Source organism: Pseudoalteromonas sp. APC 3358 (assembly GCF_030408075.1).
GTDB lineage: Bacteria > Pseudomonadota > Gammaproteobacteria > Enterobacterales > Alteromonadaceae > Pseudoalteromonas > Pseudoalteromonas arctica.
In genome coordinates this window covers 401,062-417,227 of sequence record NZ_JASDCE010000001.1, presented here as the reverse complement: position 1 = coordinate 417,227, position 16,166 = coordinate 401,062, and the positions used below count along the sequence as shown (strand labels likewise).

The 16,166-nt window shown below is 38.1% G+C and carries 13 protein-coding genes; 4 read left to right on the top strand and 9 right to left on the bottom strand.

The genetic code is table 11. The features are described from left to right. Positions 1-138: 138 nt before the first annotated feature. A complete protein-coding gene (locus tag QL995_RS01850; protein ID WP_007583656.1) occupies positions 139-639 on the bottom strand; it encodes a lactoylglutathione lyase family protein in 501 nt (166 codons plus the stop codon). A gap of 114 nt (positions 640-753) precedes the next feature. Here QL995_RS01850 and QL995_RS01845 point away from each other — a divergent pair, with 114 nt between their 5' ends. After that, on the top strand, positions 754-1,629 hold the full coding sequence (locus tag QL995_RS01845; protein ID WP_290292112.1) for a LysR family transcriptional regulator: 876 nt from the start codon (positions 754-756) through the stop codon (positions 1,627-1,629). A 61-nt stretch (positions 1,630-1,690) separates the two neighbouring features. Here the strand turns inward: QL995_RS01845 and QL995_RS01840 are convergent, their stop codons facing one another. Next, positions 1,691-2,368: a haloacid dehalogenase type II gene (locus tag QL995_RS01840; protein ID WP_024591580.1), complete on the bottom strand. Its 678-nt coding sequence runs from the start codon at positions 2,366-2,368 to the stop codon at positions 1,691-1,693. A gap of 80 nt (positions 2,369-2,448) precedes the next feature. Beyond that, the gene (locus QL995_RS01835; protein WP_290292110.1) at positions 2,449-3,225 is read right to left on the bottom strand and encodes a class III extradiol ring-cleavage dioxygenase; all 777 of its coding nucleotides are present in this window, start codon (positions 3,223-3,225) and stop codon (positions 2,449-2,451) included. 106 nt (positions 3,226-3,331) lie between these two features. Between QL995_RS01835 and QL995_RS01830 the strand changes: the two genes are divergently transcribed. Then, the gene (locus tag QL995_RS01830) at positions 3,332-4,234 is read left to right on the top strand and encodes a LysR family transcriptional regulator (protein ID WP_010552902.1); all 903 of its coding nucleotides are present in this window, start codon (positions 3,332-3,334) and stop codon (positions 4,232-4,234) included. A gap of 37 nt (positions 4,235-4,271) precedes the next feature. On the opposite strand, the gene QL995_RS01825 is transcribed toward QL995_RS01830, so the two are convergent. Beyond that, positions 4,272-5,153 carry a LysR family transcriptional regulator gene (locus QL995_RS01825; RefSeq protein WP_290292106.1) on the bottom strand — a complete coding sequence of 294 codons (882 nt, stop codon included), beginning with the start codon at positions 5,151-5,153 and terminating at the stop codon, positions 4,272-4,274. A gap of 90 nt (positions 5,154-5,243) precedes the next feature. Here QL995_RS01825 and QL995_RS01820 point away from each other — a divergent pair, with 90 nt between their 5' ends. Beyond that, the gene (locus QL995_RS01820; RefSeq protein ID WP_290292102.1) at positions 5,244-5,672 is read left to right on the top strand and encodes a PACE efflux transporter; all 429 of its coding nucleotides are present in this window, start codon (positions 5,244-5,246) and stop codon (positions 5,670-5,672) included. A 666-nt stretch (positions 5,673-6,338) separates the two neighbouring features. On the opposite strand, the gene QL995_RS01815 is transcribed toward QL995_RS01820, so the two are convergent. Together QL995_RS01815 and QL995_RS01810 are read right to left on the bottom strand one after the other, a co-directional pair. Beyond that, a complete protein-coding gene (locus QL995_RS01815; protein WP_165736080.1) occupies positions 6,339-7,505 on the bottom strand; it encodes an aldo/keto reductase in 1,167 nt (388 codons plus the stop codon). 351 nt (positions 7,506-7,856) lie between these two features. Further along, on the bottom strand, positions 7,857-9,095 hold the full coding sequence (locus QL995_RS01810) for an NADH:flavin oxidoreductase/NADH oxidase family protein (protein WP_290292097.1): 1,239 nt from the start codon (positions 9,093-9,095) through the stop codon (positions 7,857-7,859). A gap of 100 nt (positions 9,096-9,195) precedes the next feature. Here QL995_RS01810 and QL995_RS01805 point away from each other — a divergent pair, with 100 nt between their 5' ends. Next, positions 9,196-9,603 (top strand): MerR family transcriptional regulator, encoded by a 408-nt coding sequence (locus QL995_RS01805; protein ID WP_007583676.1) that lies wholly within the window; start codon positions 9,196-9,198, stop codon positions 9,601-9,603. A 352-nt stretch (positions 9,604-9,955) separates the two neighbouring features. On the opposite strand, the gene QL995_RS01800 is transcribed toward QL995_RS01805, so the two are convergent. The 3 genes from QL995_RS01800 to QL995_RS01790 form a co-directional block, all read right to left on the bottom strand. Next, positions 9,956-10,147: a DUF3185 family protein gene (locus QL995_RS01800; protein ID WP_007583678.1), complete on the bottom strand. Its 192-nt coding sequence runs from the start codon at positions 10,145-10,147 to the stop codon at positions 9,956-9,958. A gap of 61 nt (positions 10,148-10,208) precedes the next feature. Beyond that, positions 10,209-11,675: a DNA recombination protein RmuC gene (gene rmuC, locus QL995_RS01795; protein WP_290292094.1), complete on the bottom strand. Its 1,467-nt coding sequence runs from the start codon at positions 11,673-11,675 to the stop codon at positions 10,209-10,211. Positions 11,676-12,743: 1,068 nt separating this feature from the next. After that, a complete protein-coding gene (locus QL995_RS01790; protein ID WP_290292091.1) occupies positions 12,744-15,890 on the bottom strand; it encodes a DEAD/DEAH box helicase in 3,147 nt (1,048 codons plus the stop codon). Between the last annotated feature and the right edge of the window lie 276 nt (positions 15,891-16,166).

Genomic DNA, 16,166 nt, shown 5'->3' with positions numbered 1-16,166 from the left:
CAAAACATGCTGCACAAGCTAAGCAAAAACAAGTTATAGAGAATAAGAAGACGGTGAAGTGTATTTAAAAACTCTATAACTGAAACAAAAAGGCCGCAGTAATAAATACTGCGGTCTTTGTTTTTAGCTAAGTGCTATTTAGTAAGCGCCTGCGCTGTAAATAAGCTCGTAGCTGTGGCTGTAAATTTCAAGGATATTACCAAACGGGTCTTCCATGTAGATCATGCGGTACGGCTTTTCACCCGGGTAGTAATAACGAGGGGCTTGCATACGTTTTTTACCGCCAGCTTCTACAATACGCTCAGCTAAACCTTCTACATCAGGGTCTTGAACACAAAAATGAAAGATGCCTGTTTTCCAGTATTCAAAATTGTCTTTTGGGTTTTCTTGGTTTTTAAATTCGAAAATTTCGACACCAATACGATCCCCTGTAGATAGGTGCGCAATTTTAAATTTTTCCCACTTTTCGCCAAATACTTCTGTGCACATTTCGCCAATTGGGCTTTTGTCTTCGGTAATTAAAGTGGGTTCCATTATTGTGTACCAACCCATAACCTTAGTGTAAAACTCGACTGCTTTTTCAACGTCGGGAACCGAAATACCAATGTGCGAAAAACTACGTGGATATGTATGACTCATAATGCTTCCTCTTTAACTTGTGACTTATCTTGTGACTAGTTGATGGAGTTAGTTTACGAATCGACCAACATTAAGTAAAATTATCATTAATCATCATTTTGAGTACGTTTTGTAATGATAAATCCAACATGGTTAAATACGTTTTGTACTTTGGTTGAGGTAAATCATTTTACCCAAACCGCTGAGCGCCTTTATATGACCCAATCTGGTGTAAGTCAGCACATTAAAAAGCTAGAGCAACAAGTTAACTGCGCTTTGCTTGAGCGCCATGGTAAGCAGTTTTCTCTTACTCCTCAGGGCCAAAACTTATATCAGCAGGGCAGCCTACTTCTTAAAGATTGGCAGTTTTTAGAACAACAATTAAAAGATGATTCGCCGTACAGCGGAGCGGTAAAGATTCAATCTCCGGGCAGTTGTGGTTTAAAGTTTTATAATCAATTATTAGCACTGCAATCTGAGCATAAAGAACTGATTATTGATTACCGCTTTGCGCCCAATGTAAGTGTTGAACAAGCTGTAGCAAACCATAGTTCCGACATTGGGTTTTTAACTCAAGCTCCAACATTTAGCGAACTAACCAGCCATAAAATAAGCCAAGAGCCACTACTACTTGTAACGCCTGCAAGTATAAACATGCCTAATTGGCAAACCCTGTGTGAGCTAGGGTTTATTGCTCATCCCGATGCAAGCCATCATGCGCAGCTACTACTAAGCGAAAACTACAGTGAGTTTGAGCATATTGACCAAATAAGACCTACGGGATTTTCTAACCAAATTAGTTTAATACTAGAACCTGTAAGCTTAGGGCTGGGTTTTACGGTATTACCTGCTCATGCTGTTGGCGCATTCAATAAGCCCGCGCTTATTAAAACGCATCATTTAGAATGTCCGGTTAGTGAATCTATTTATGTGTGCCATCATCGAAATAGGCCGTTGGCAAAACGTATGAATACAGTGATTGAGCTAATAAAGGCGGGAGTAAATAGTTAAAACGTAAACCCCCTTTACACCCACGGCACTTAATACCATAAGCAAAAGGGGGAATAGAAAATTAGTTAACGCTTTCTAATTTTGCTTTTAAATCGAGTAAATCGGTTGCAATAGTATTTGGCTGTATTTCCCACGGATCGAAAATTGAATCTTTAGATCGTTGAATCCACGCCGCGCGCATGCCGTGCGATATGGCACCGGTTACATCAAACGGGTTGCTTGATACAAGCCACGTGTTTGCGCCTGTTGAATTGGTTTCGCGTAAAAAGTGGCTATAAACCCCAGGGTTTGGTTTAAAGGTTTTAACGTCGTCGGCACTTACTACCCCTTCAAAAAGCTCACTAATGCCAGCGGTTTCTAATAAGGTATGAACTGCGTCGGCAGCGCCGTTTGAAAATGCAAACAAACGGTAATCCTTCGCTTTTAATTGCTCAAGGCCTGCTTTTACATCGTCGAATGCAGGAAGCGTTTTATAAAGCTCTAGCAGTTGCCCCTTTTGATCTTCACTTAGCTCGGTTTTGTGCGCTAAGCAGGCGTAATCGAGTGCGTGTTTTGTACATAGCGAGAAAGGAATATAATTTTGCATTAATCCACGTCTAAATGAATACTCTAATTGCTTTTCGCGCCATGTATTTGAAAATGCTTGGGCGTTATCGCCAATCATGTCGTCGAGTAAGGACAGTACGCCGTGAGTGTTTATTAGCGTACCGTATACGTCAAATGCAAGTGTAGTTGCCATGTTTGCTCCGCAATAAAATAAATTAAGTTGGTTTTAGAGTACTTGCTTACAGCTTAACTTAATTTGAACGAACGCTCAAATTAATAAAACTTATAAGCATCGAGTGCCAAAATATCCATTTCTATACCTTCATGTATTTTTTTTGCTTTACCGTCACTACTTCCAAGCGCTGCAAAAAGAGGTAAAAAGTGCTCCTGGGTAGGGTGATTAAATAAAGCATAGGGTGCTTCATTTAAATAGTTAAGTAACGCTTGGGTGTTTTGCGCTATTAATTTTTGCTCAACCCAATGAGTAAACTCATTAACCATTTGAACACGATTAGGTGTAGCAGGGCTTTTAAATATTTCACGTAGATTGTGACTAATACCGCCGGAGCCAATAATTAATACGTTATCGCTGCGCAGTGGTGCAAGTAACTGTCCGTATTTATACATCGCCTGAGCGCCTAAACGCGTGTTAATAGACACCTGAACAATGGGAATATTAGCTGTTGGGTACATTAAGCGCAGCGGGATCCACACACCATGATCCCACCCTTGATCTGCACTTTTCACCGTTTTAATACCCGCTTTGTAAAAGTACTCACTAATAGTATTAGCAAGCTTAGGGTCTCCTGGTGCTGGGTATTGAATTTCATACAGGGGCTTGGGGAAGTTATAAAAGTCGTGAATAATATGCGGCGCATCTCCGGATGTAATAACTATATCGTGCGCTTCATCAAAGTGGGCAGAAAACACCACAATAGCACGAGGCTTACTAAGCGTTTGACCTAATGATGCAAAAAAATCTGACGTAGCCGATTGCTGAACAGCCATCATTGGCGAGCCGTGAGATATAAATAAAGTAGGCTGAGTCATACTAAAACCTTAAACAAATAGACGTGTTATAAACACTATATAAGTTTCTAATTTGACGATAAATATGATACTTATTTATACATTATCAACAAAGCATTGTTAAAAAATGGATAAGCTCACCACCATGAAGACCTTTTTAGCCGTTGTGCAAGAAGGATCATTTTCAAAAGCGGCCGATAAACTCGATATTTCGCCGCAGTTAGTCAGCAAATATATTTCTGCATTGGAAGATAATCTACGCACGCGTTTATTACACCGTACAACGCGAAAAGTAAGTGTTACAGAGGCTGGAAATCAGTATTATCAGCGTTGTCAGCAGGTGGTTATTGATATTGAAGACATGGAAAACTCCCTCAATAACTTAAGCGAAAATGTATCGGGTGTGCTTAGTATTAGTGCGCCTATGTCGTTTGGTACTAAGCATTTAGCAGGTTTGTTGGTTGATTTTCAAAAGCAGTATCCAAATTTAAAGTTAGATTTACGGCTCACAGACCAATATGTAGATATAGTAGAGCAGGGTATTGATATTGCTCTGCGCATTGGCGTATTAAAAAATTCAACGTTGATAGCTAAAAAAATTGCACCTATAAACCTAGCGGTGTTTGCGTCACCCGATTATTTAAAACGCCATGGCACGCCACAAACACTGCTAGATTTACAATCACATAATTATTTACGCTATTCCCACAGCGAGCCCACAAAACGATTATTTGGGGTTAATGAGTTAAAAAGCGAGCTAAAGCTTGAAAGTAACTTTGTGGCTAACAATGGTGATTTGCTACTAAATACAGCCATTGCTGGAGGTGGTATTGCTATGCAGCCCACATTTATTGCTGGCGAAGCGCTGGCTCAAGGCAAAGTAGTGCGCATTTTAAAAGACTATGAACCCGAGCCAATGGGGCTTTACATGGTGTATGCAAACAGACAGTTTTTACCCAGTAAAGTACGTGCTTTTGTTGATTTTGCAAGTGGCTATTATGGCGATACACCTTACTGGGATTTAGCGTAATAAAAAGTAAACCGCCTAACAGGCATTATATAAAAAGCTAAATTTTTAAAAAATTCCGTAGTAAATTTCTTAGTACTTTAAACACCTCTTGATTACTGTGTTGCTGATGCTGTAATACATCAACATTAGCCAACCAACCCATTTCTTCAAACTCAAGAGGAAGTTTAACCAGCTCACCACTTTGTACTGCATCTACAGCTACATGGTTTGGTAATAAGCACCACCCGTTACCTTGTATTGCTAGCTCGAGTAATACAAAGTAATTATCGGCATACCAAATCTCTGGGCTAATTTTTAGCTGAAAGCTACTTGTTTGCGTATTGCGAGAACGAAGAAGAAGTTGTCGATGTAGCCGAAGGCCATCCATATTTTCACATCTGATCCCCGCTAAAGGGTGCGATTTAGCAACATATAAATCAAATTTTACCGATCCAATACATTCATAGTCTAAGTAGCTCGGTATATTTAATTCACTAAAAATAATACCCGTTATAGGCTTTTCGCTGTTTAGCATGTCAATTACGTCATGGCTGGATGCACTTAAAAACTCAAGCGATACGTAAGGATACTCACTTTGCAGCTTGCTAATAATACTCGCAATAGTTTTAAACGGGATCCCTTCGTCAAGTGCGATAGTGATTTCGGTTGGTGTTTTTTCATTTAGTGCTAATGCAGAGTTTGTTAATCGCTGGTGTTGATTAAGCACGGCCCTAGCCTGGGGGAGTAACTGTTTACCGGCTTCGGTTAATTGTGGATAGCGCCCTGTGCGCTCAAATAATGTCGCATTACAGTCTATTTCTAAATTAATAATATGCTGGCTTATTACCGACTGCGCTTTACTTAAACCGCGCGCAGCAGCTGAAAACGATCCAGCTTCAACGGTAGCCACAAATGCTTGAAGCTGTTCAATACTAAACATATCGCTTTTCCCGATACTAAGTAACTAACACATATCTTTATAATGAATGAAAATACAGCCATCGTCATCAACTTAAGAAGTTATTTATATATGAACACAGCAGAACGTATTTTTCAGGCACTAATATTTGAGATGATAGCATTATCTTTTGTTGTACCTGCATCAGTTTATTTTGGTGGGTTTGCAACAGGAAAAATGGCAATAGTAGGTGTTGGTTTATCAGTCTTCGCCATGCTTTGGAATTATATTTACAACATAGTGTTTGATAAAATAGTTGGGCATAACCGAATCGAGCGAGGTTTAGTAACCCGCATTACGCATGCATGTGGCTTTGAGCTGGGTATGTTAGTAATAACGCTGCCAATACTTGCTTGGTATTTAAATATTACATGGCTAGCCGCTACAGCACTAGAAGCTGGCTTTTTAGTTTTTATACTCATATACACGTATATTTTTAATGTGTTGTACGACAAGTACCAACCTTACAAAAAATGGGTTAATAAATTGCAATGTGCTTGATATTTCTAAGTTTATAAAAGCAAAGTTGTGGGGTGTTGAGATCGTTTTGGCAAAAGCGCAATGGCAATAAATAACGGTAAATGTGGTTTTTAATTAAACCAATTAGCACTGCTCAATTGACTAAGTAGTGCTAATTTACTATTTGTACAATTTACCGGCTAACTGTAATGGGGGTTTACAGTAACTTTTTGCTTTATATATTTAGCCCTTTCAATATGTTCCACACGCTCTCACCACTAGGATGAAGCGCAGCATGATACCGATACGCGTAATATGTAATAGGCACGCAATGATGCTTTTGGCCAACCACAACTAAACAATCCTCTTTTAACATACTCACTGAGATGTTCATTTCGTTTATAAGGTTACGAGCTGTTATATAAAATATTTTACTGCTTGAGGTAGTGTAATCGGTAGATTTTTCCTACCTATTAGCTCTGCGCCTTGTGTCTATTATTTATCGAGACACAGCATGTAGAGCTTGCTCACGCGAGAAACCTAGCTTTTGACTGCCTAAAACTAATTTTAAAAACTACGTTTTTAAACGCCAGCAAGCTGCGCTTATACAAATGCCCACCAATCAATGTACTTACTACTAAGCGTTGCTTGAAAATCAACCTCATTAGCTATAACGAGGTGTGCCAAGCAAATGGCACACCTATTTTGTTATGTGGGTATGGGGGCGTTTTCTGCAATAAGCTGTTTAGATTTCAATTCACTCCAAAATTCGCTTGGTATGGTAACTTTCATTGAGGCTACATTAGCTTTAATTTGCTCTGCCGTGCGTGCGCCAGGAATAATTGAGGATACCGTTGAAGGCGCCTCTGCGAATTGCAGTGCAGCTGTTTTAATATCAATCCCATGTTTAGATGCAATGTCGTTTATTGCATTAAACTTTTGCTGCATAGGCCCAGGAATTTTAGGTGAATAATTAAAGCGGTTACGACCGGCTAAAAAACCACCATTAAGCGGAGCACCAATGACTGCTGAAACACCTCGTTTATCAAGCATAGGAAAGGTTTTATCAAGTGCCTGCTTATGATCTAAAATTGAATATTGCAGCGCTAGTAAGCAAATATCAGGGTCTGACATATCAAGCGCTTTATAAATAGCATGAGGTGTATTTACTCCAAAACCCCAGCCTTTAATTATTCCTTCATCACGCATTTTAGTTAACTCAGGAATAGCCCCTTTTGCTGCCTGATCAAAATACTTAAGCCAATCATCTCCCATATCACTATTTTGCGGTGATAAATCGTGAATATAAACAATATCGAGTGAAGCTACTCCAATACGATGCAACGTGTCTTCTATTGAACGGCGCGTACCTGATGCAGAGTAATCATATTTATAATGAAAAGGTGAGTGATCAGCCCAATGCCAACTATTTTCTAGAGGCTCTGCTGAAGGGGTAAGAAGGCGACCTACTTTTGAGGATAAAACATAATCTTCACGCTTTTTGTTTCGAAGTAAATCACCGAAGCGCCTTTCACTTAAACTCAAGCCGTAAAAAGGTGACGTATCAAAATGACGAATACCAGAATCCCATGCTGCATTTAGCATTGTTAAAATTTCTGCATCGCTTGATATAGTATTAAAGCCATTCCCAGCGGCAAGACCGCCTAAGCCCATTCTTGATTCAGGCCGGTAATGCTTAGCGTTAGTAACATCGTTTGTGGGCAGAGCAGCGCTTTTATCTATTGCTCCTTTAGTTTGCATAACACTGCCGTTAGACATTTTTACTTTTAATTGTTCAGCCAAAGCTGAAGCACTAAAAATAGAGCCTAAACTTAAAGCAGCGCCTGCTTTAATAAAATTTCTGCGAGATACCATGTAACTATTCTCCTTGAGTAAGGTTAAATATCTACGCTATAAACTAGTATAAATACCAACCAAACTCAAGCGGGAGAAAAACAATAAATATCAATAATTTCAATAAGATGGTTAAATTAACAAACGCTGAACGCGCACTTTAATTAACATTTTAGAATGATTATTTTCTTTACTCGTACAGTACTTTAATATGCACAAAATAGTGCACTTTAATAGCTTGATAAAAAAGCAAACTTCCAAATTGGTGCACGCTTTAATACTCATTTACACAACATAAAAATGGTTACATTTATTCAAGTGTAAAAATTAGTAAACAAAATCGGAATACATAAAAAGAGTGAATACCAAAGCTTAATTAATCTCACTAGCAAAGCGATTGCGGTAACGCTTAGTTAATTTAACCGAACGTAGCTGGTCGCTAATTAAAGTAAATATTGGTGAAGCGTTTGTTTTTACAGGTTTACCTTGGCCTAAACGGCGTATTTGCCTTTTTACCAGTGCCATAGTGGCAAGCCCTGCGAGGGTTTTATCTTGCCAAGTAACATTGGGTAATACGGCTAGTTGCAGTGGCTCATTTTGCCATTTGTTTGGTAAATTTGGTTGGTATGCAAGCGCAGTGGCAATACCCACGAGGGCCACTCCACTTTCAATCACGTTGTTGGCAATAGATAAGCGACTAATGCCGCCGGTGGTCATTATTGGGATTGATGAGCGGTGGCTAATCGCTTTTGCAAACTCTAAAAAGTATGCTTCGCGGGCAAGTGTGCGTTCGTCACCTGTTTTACCTTGCATGGCAGGGGCTTCGTAACTACCACCCGATAGCTCCACAAAATCAACATTGAGTTCATTCAATAAATCCACTACAACTTGCGCGTCACTGGGTTCAAACCCACCACGTTGAAAATCTGCAGAGTTTAACTTTACCGAAACCGAAAGGGGGGGGGAACAAACCGCTTTAATACTGCGGGTTATTTCGAGAAGTAAGCGGGCTCTATTTTGTAAACTTCCCCCCCATTTATCGTCGCGCTTATTGGTAAGTGGCGATAAAAACTGGGCAAGTAAATAGCCATGCGCTGCATGTATTTGTACACCATTAAAACCGGCTTTTTCGGCTTGTAGTGCAGTTTGTGTAAAGCGGGTAATAACATCGTCAATGTCGGTTTGCGTCATTGCCTTTGGTACGCGAAATAAGTGCGAGTGCTTACCCATATTAAGTGCAACACTTGACGCTGATAGAGCCTTTCCACCCATTTTTTTAAATACTTGCCTACCAGGGTGATTAATTTGCATCACCACTTTGCAATTATTTTGCTTTGATAAACGAGCAAGCTCTGCAAAGGCAGTAATATCGGTACTTTGCTCAAGCACTAGGCCACCTGGGCCTGTCATCGCTAAATGATCAACCATTACATTGCCAGTAATAATTAGCCCTGTACCGCCTTTAGCCCATGCGCTATAAACATTTTTAAGTGCTTGGGAGGGCGTTTGGTCCTCTTGTGCTAGGTTTTCTTCCATAGCGGCTTTGGCAATACGATTTTTTAATACTAAACCACTTGGCAAGGTAAAGGAGGTAAACACAGGGTTGCGCATAATTATTGGCTAATTAAATTGACATTAAAACAACTATAACCTTAAAGTTAGCTTGAAGGTCAACCTACTAAGTTTATGTAAAGTGGAGTTATTATTAGTTATGAAAATAGGCGAACTTGCAAAACTTACCAACATACCTGCCAGCACTATTCGTTTTTACGAAAGCAAAGGGTTATTAGCACCAACCACTCGCAGTGCTAATGGTTATAGGCTTTACACCCAACAAAACTTAGAAAAACTGCAATTAATTAAATTTTCACAAAGCTTGGGGTTTTCACTCAACGAAATACCTTTATTACGTAACGAAAACGGCGAGCTAAACCACACAGTAATAATCGAACGTTTAGAAAAAAAACAAAAAGAAGCTGACATTTTGATTGAGCAAATGCAGAAAAAGTCACAGCGTATTGGCAGTTTAACTGCGTTACTAAACTCTTATTGGGATAAAGGCGAATGCCTGCCAGAAAGTAAATTAAATGAATTACTAGAAGTGATGGATTACAAATAAACTAATACAGCTTATTCAGGGCCTGTTTATCTTTTGAGGTTAAATTTGCAGCAGACTGTTTGGTATTTAGGCAAGGCAGAGTCTATGTAGTGTGGTTATCCCCCATAAACAGACGATAACGTAGTATAAATGCCAAACATGCGTTGCCCTAAGGGTTCTGCCTAGGGGCAATTTACTCTTTGTAGCTCGGTTTTTACTTATTATTACATGGATGTAAGCCATTAGAATAATGCAGGAGCAGTTATCGAGCCCACTAAATTACAAACCTCGCGCCGCGATTAAATAGCCCCTAGATTGAACAAATTTTATCCTGAGAGGTCAACAAGCCCCAGTAAGCTGTATTTTATTTATGTTACTTAAGCTTTTTAATGCCAATTAACACACAGATGGCACCGCCAATAATACCCGCCCATGCTTCTATTGGTGTATCACCACTAAATGCGCGGCTTAACTGCGAAGCCGCCGCATCATACACGTCATATCCCCACATAATTAAAGCGATACCTATAACGATTAAAACAATACCTATAATCTTATTATTCATAAACACCTCAGGTTTCTAACGTACATTATTCAACATACTTAATTGAAAACACTTAATAAATCTAATCAAGCTCTAGCTGCGCACGTTCAACGCTCTCACTAGGTAACTCTTTTTGTACCGATACACCAAGCTCTTTAAACTCTGATGCTTGTTTAATTAAATTACCTTTACCGCGGTATAATTGCGAGAACGCTTTGTCGTAACTTTCTTTCGCTTTATCAAGCTGCTTACCTACGCCTTCCATACTTAATAAAAAACCATTGAGCTTGTTATAAAAACGCTCAGCCCGATTTGCCAGCTCTTTTGAGTATTTGGTTTGCTCTTCAAAACGCCAAAGCTGTTTAACAATATTTAAACTAGTAAGCAGGGTAGTAGGTGTAGCTACCAGTATATTTTTTTCGATTGCTTGTTGGTAAATATCACTTTGATATTTAAGTGCTTCTACAAAAGCTGATTCTATTGGTACAAACATAACCACAACTTCAGGCGAATTAAGCCCTGGTAAACGGTCGTACGATTTACTCGCAAGCTCATTAATACGTGCTGTAACGGCGTTTACATGCTCTTTAATTGCTTGATTAGCATCTAGCTCATTTTCAGCGTTCACATAGCGTGTATAAGCATTTAATGATGTTTTAGCATCAATGACTAAGTGGCGACCTTGTGGTAAGTAAACAACTACATCAGGGCGCAAGCGGCCATCTTCAGTGTTAAACGACACTTCGCGCTTATAATCAACGCCAGCACGTAAGCCAGCGCTATCTAAGACGTTTTCGAGCATGAGTTCGCCCCAATTACCTTGGGTTTTCTTTTGCCCTTGTAGCGCGTTGCTGAGCTTGTCGGCTTGATCTGTTATAGCTTGGCTTTTAGCTTGCAAATGCAATAGCTCGGTTTTAAGCGCGGTTCGTTGTTTTATGTCTTCAACATGTATTGATTCCATTTTTTCTCTAAAGCCTTTTAGCTCTCCTTGAACCGGTTTTAATAATTGTTCAATGCTTTCTTGATTTAAGGTTTTAAAGCTTTGTGATTTTTCTTCTAGAATCTTATTGGCTAGGTTTTCAAATTCTTTTTTGAGCATATTTTTACTTTGCTCAATTTGCGCGAGTTGCTCGGTAAAGCTTTGTTGTTTTTGCTCAAGGGTGGTGCGCATATTATTATATTCAACATCGCGTTGATTATATTGCTCACGAAGCGCTGCAAGCTCGCCTTCGGCTTTACGCCAAAAGTGATTGTATTGAATGCTTTGTTTTTCTTGTTCGCTAAAACGCGTTTTAAAATGCTGGGCTTCATCGCGCTGTTCTTGGTGAGTATGTTCTAGCAGTTCGTGATCTTCTTGCAAGGCGCTATATTGCAGCTCTTTATTATCAAATTGATTTTGTAATAGGGAAAGCTGTTGCTGCTGTTCGCTTATTTGTAGATGTAGCTTTTTGCGAAGCTGTGTTGATACAACGCCGTATAATACAACGCCTAACGCAACACCAGCACCGGCGCTTAGCCAATCAATATTAGTGAGTACTTGAGTGAGCATAAAATAAACTTATAAAATTTAGAGACATGCCATCATAACCAATAACAAGCAATAGAAGTAGGGGAGCAAAGAAATTACAGATATAAAAAAACCAGCTCAAAATAAGCTGGTCAAGTATTACTAAATTAAGTAATCAAAGGGAAAATCAACATGTGCCCGAGTAAGCTGCAACTTAAATACATAATCACCAAAATAACTAATATTACTGGGTGAGGCTATATAACAACAGGCATTAGAGTAGACCGGAAAACAAAATAATTAATTCAAATTAATTTACGAAAGATCATTTATTTTTATTCGGGTTGATTTAAACAAATCAAATTATGCGTATAAAAAAAGCCAGTTCAAAATGAACTGGCTTAATCATTACTAAAATTAGTAATCAAATAGGGGGAAATCAACATAAAACCTGTATTAACTGCAATTAATCAACAAGCATAATAGTAGACGCCGCTCTTTGAATTAAGTTCATAAAAAGATCAAAACTTTTAAAATAAAAATTGAATGCTAAATTTAGGCATAAAAAAAGCCAACTCAAAATGGGCTGGCTCAATCATTACTAAAATTAGTAACTAAATGGGGGGAATCAACATGAAAACTTGTATTAACTACAATTAATCAACAAGCATAATAGTAGACGTCCGTTTTTTAATTAAGTTCATAAAAAAGTAAAAACTTTTAAAATAAGTGCTGAACGCTAAATTTTAGGCATAAAAAAAGCCAACTCAAAATGGGCTGGCTCAATCATTACTAAAATTAGTAACTAAATGGGGGGAATCAACATGAAAACCTGGATTAACTGCAATTAATCAACAAGCATAATAGTAGACGTCCGTTTTTTAATTAAGTTCATAAAAAAGTAAAAACTTTTAAAATAAGTGCCGAACGCTAAATTTTAGGCATAAAAAAAGCCAACTCAAAATGGGCTGGCTTAATCATTACTAAAATTAGTAACTAAATGGGGAATCAACATGATGCTTGTGCTAACTGCAATTAACCAACAAGCATAATAGTAGACGTCCGCTTTTTAATTAAGTTCATAAAAAGATCAAAACTTTTTAAATCAATTTAGTTTTTAATTAGCGATAACATTTGTTGTTCATCAAACTTTGTAAAGCTCATTGATTTATCAGTAAATAACGCATCTACAAGGGCTTGTTTGTCTTGTTGCATTTTAAATACTTTTTGCTCTATTGAATTACTCATTATGAGCTTATACACAAATACAGGGTTAGTTTGGCCAATACGGTAAGCTCTATCAGTCGCTTGTTTTTCTACAGCAGGGTTCCACCATGGATCAAAGTGAATAACTGTATCGGCTTGTGTAAGGTTAAGGCCTGTACCGCCAGCTTTTAAACTAATTAAAAACACTGATGTTTTACCACTGGTAAACTCGTCGATTACTTTATCTCGGTGGCGCGTTTGGCCCGTAAGCATACTAAAGGTAATGTTTATTTCTTCGAGGCGTTGGGCTATTAAATCAAGTGCCGATGTGAACTGACTAAATATAATAATTTTACGACCGAGACTTAACATAAGCGGTAAGTGTGTTGTTAACCATTCAAGCTTAGCGGAGCCTGCTTGAGTGTCTGGATCTATTAATTTAGGGTGGCAACAAATTTGCCTTAACTTTAAAAGTGCCTCTAAAAATGCAAGTTTACTTTTTTGTGCGCCTTGTTCGGCAAATAAGTCTATTAGCTTCTCTTCTAATGAACGTGTAATACCTTGATACATTTCTTTTTGCTTAGGCTCAAACTCAAACTCTTTAGTTAGCTCTGTTTTTTCAGGCAGCTCTTGCGCTACTTGTGCTTTAGTGCGGCGCATTATAAAAGGCATAATTAACGCTTTTAACTGCTCAGCTCTCTCCATATCAGCTTCACGCTCAATAGGCGTTTGAAAGTGCTGCTTAAAGTGGGCTTGAGACCCAAGTAACGATGGCATAGCAAAATCGAGTAACGATTTAAGCTCAAGTAAATTATTCTCGATTGGAGTACCACTTAAACAAAGTTTAAAGTCGGCATTTAAGCGTTTAACTAATCGCGAAACCTGTGCGGTATCGTTTTTAATGTATTGTGCTTCGTCGAGGATTATATTTTCAAAATATAATGGCGAATAATATGCAATATCACGCTTTAAAAGTGGATATGTAGTAAGTATACACTGCGCTTGCGCTAAGTGCTGTAAAGGATCGTTACGATTTGAACCAAAAATAGTGGTGACTTTTAAGCTTTTAGCAAACTTAATAATTTCGTTTTTCCAGTTACTCACCAAACTAGTTGGACACACTATAAGTGTAGGGCCTGCTTGCGGGCGGTTAAATGTACTGGCTAAAAATGCAATAACTTGCAAGGTTTTACCCAGGCCCATGTCATCAGCTAAAATACCACCTAATTGGTGACGTTTTAAAAAGCTAAGCCAGTCAACACCTTGCTGTTGGTACTCACGAAGTGTTACTGAGTCATTTAAGCCATGTAATGAAACCTTAGTAATTGCTTTATCGGGACTATTTAGCTCTTGTAAGTATAGCTCTAATGAGTCGTCGTGAAGCTCTACGTTTATAGCAGTGTGCTTTACTAATTCAGGTAAATACGAAAGCGGAATATTAAATTCGTCTCGTGTTTTTACAAATTCAAAACGCTCTTTAAATTCATTTAATAAGTTAATTGCTGACTTATTGATAACCCCAAATTCACGACCAAGCGGATAGTAGTAAAATAGTTCACTTTGGCGATTTAATGACTGATATAGCGGGTCAGTATTAGTAAACAACAGCGATGCTTTAGCATCACATAGCAATACTTTGCAGTGCATTTGATGCCCTGCTGCGCGGTGTACATGTAAACTAACTTCACACTGCGGATTAGAACTCGTTACTTTACTTACACTTACTTGCCAACCACGTTGCTTAAAGCCAGGGAATACTTCGTATATTAGCCAATGCAAATGGATTGAAGACTGCTTTGTAAATACCAGTTCACTTTGTAAACCCCCTTTACAAAATTCAAATCCTAAGTTAATTAGTTCGTTAGTTACAGTATTTTCAAATGCACTATTAATCGTACTTGCAGGTGCTGCACCTGCTAAATAGTTTTTATTTTTATACTTAAATAACAACGAAAGAGATAAACCTTGATCGCCCATAGTTACTTTTAAAACAGCATTACTAGAGATTTTAGGCAATGTTGGCTGTAAATTAGTAGGGTGGGGTATTACACCTGCACCAAAGTTATCGGCAAGCTGCTTGTATATTCTATCAAAATTAGCGTCATGCAAAGCAGGCATAGTTTGTAAATGTGCTATTTCGTCTGCACTCAATGGGGTGCGAAGACGGCCCGCTTTTAAATGATCTAAATCGAGGTAAGTAGGTGGTGTTGTTTTTAATAAAGCCCAGTTTTGTGTTTGCTCAAGCTTAATAACTAATTGTGAGAGATCTTTATCTTGCTCCCAACTAAAACTTAATGCTTGGCCAGATTGCGCTTTAATTGGCACTCGAGAACGCTGGAAAAACAGGCGTTCTGTAGCTATCAACTGTTGTAAGGCACTAAAACCCCACTGGCCTTTTAGCTCAATACTTCCCACTGCATTTTGTGAGCGTATCCAACTAAATAATCTAAAATCACTTTCGAGTAAGTCACTCGGCGTTACAAAACTATTTAACTGCTGCTCGGTCAGATTTCGACCTAACGTGTAATTCTTTTTAGTCTCAACATTCGCTATTTTAGGTGTTAAGAATACTTTGTTATTTTCAATATCTAATACAAATAATAATACTTGCGATGGCGTGTTTTGATCACCACTTTTAAGTGCGCTTAATTCGCTAAACCAGTCATTAATAAAGTAATCTTCGCCATACTCACCAGAGTGCTCTATTTTGAGCTTAAATAAAATAGCAGCTAAATGTCGGCATTTAGTTTTTGCATTACACGTACAATGCGTATCAACAGAATAGCCAGTTGGTACTTTACTGATCTCAATACGTTGGTTAAACGATGATCCATTATCCACTTGTACAGTAGAGTCGACTACAGAAAAATTAGGGGTGTGTTCTAGCCAAGTGATTTGACCTTTCTTGTAATATTCTTTGCCTTTATCTAAAACATTTTCACGGAAAAGTTTTTTAATAAAGCGTTCAGACAGAGGAAACTGGGTAGCCTGCTCATTTTTAATTTCTTCAAAAATAGCCATTAAATCATTTTTTGATAAGTTAGCAGACATGTCACTCTAAGCATTAAATTTTAAAAATAATCCTGCCAGTATATGCCTTATGTGCTCTGAGCTAAAGCACTATTAACAAGATATAAACTGGTTGGAGCTGATAACTTAGTAAAAAATCGGTTTGTAAGTAAAAATAAGCATCCAATTTTACAAAATAATATTTAAAACAACTGCAATGGTAGAAGTTACATATAGTTAGAAACATAAAAGTAAGCATTACAGATCACGATTTTACTAACAATAATAATAAATGAAGGAATGTAGCTAAAAAGAGGA

What these genes read in the sequence shown, in the direction of transcription:
- QL995_RS01850 (WP_007583656.1), bottom strand. Translation starts at nt 639, where the DNA reads ATGAGTCATACATATCCACGTAGTTTTTCGCACATTGGTATTTCGGTT.
- QL995_RS01845 (WP_290292112.1), top strand. Translation starts at nt 754, where the DNA reads ATGATAAATCCAACATGGTTAAATACGTTTTGTACTTTGGTTGAGGTA.
- QL995_RS01840 (WP_024591580.1), bottom strand. Translation starts at nt 2,368, where the DNA reads ATGGCAACTACACTTGCATTTGACGTATACGGTACGCTAATAAACACT.
- QL995_RS01835 (WP_290292110.1), bottom strand. Translation starts at nt 3,225, where the DNA reads ATGACTCAGCCTACTTTATTTATATCTCACGGCTCGCCAATGATGGCT.
- QL995_RS01830 (WP_010552902.1), top strand. Translation starts at nt 3,332, where the DNA reads ATGGATAAGCTCACCACCATGAAGACCTTTTTAGCCGTTGTGCAAGAA.
- QL995_RS01825 (WP_290292106.1), bottom strand. Translation starts at nt 5,153, where the DNA reads ATGTTTAGTATTGAACAGCTTCAAGCATTTGTGGCTACCGTTGAAGCT.
- QL995_RS01820 (WP_290292102.1), top strand. Translation starts at nt 5,244, where the DNA reads ATGAACACAGCAGAACGTATTTTTCAGGCACTAATATTTGAGATGATA.
- QL995_RS01815 (WP_165736080.1), bottom strand. Translation starts at nt 7,505, where the DNA reads ATGGTATCTCGCAGAAATTTTATTAAAGCAGGCGCTGCTTTAAGTTTA.
- QL995_RS01810 (WP_290292097.1), bottom strand. Translation starts at nt 9,095, where the DNA reads ATGCGCAACCCTGTGTTTACCTCCTTTACCTTGCCAAGTGGTTTAGTA.
- QL995_RS01805 (WP_007583676.1), top strand. Translation starts at nt 9,196, where the DNA reads ATGAAAATAGGCGAACTTGCAAAACTTACCAACATACCTGCCAGCACT.
- QL995_RS01800 (WP_007583678.1), bottom strand. Translation starts at nt 10,147, where the DNA reads ATGAATAATAAGATTATAGGTATTGTTTTAATCGTTATAGGTATCGCT.
- rmuC (WP_290292094.1), bottom strand. Translation starts at nt 11,675, where the DNA reads ATGCTCACTCAAGTACTCACTAATATTGATTGGCTAAGCGCCGGTGCT.
- QL995_RS01790 (WP_290292091.1), bottom strand. Translation starts at nt 15,890, where the DNA reads ATGTCTGCTAACTTATCAAAAAATGATTTAATGGCTATTTTTGAAGAA.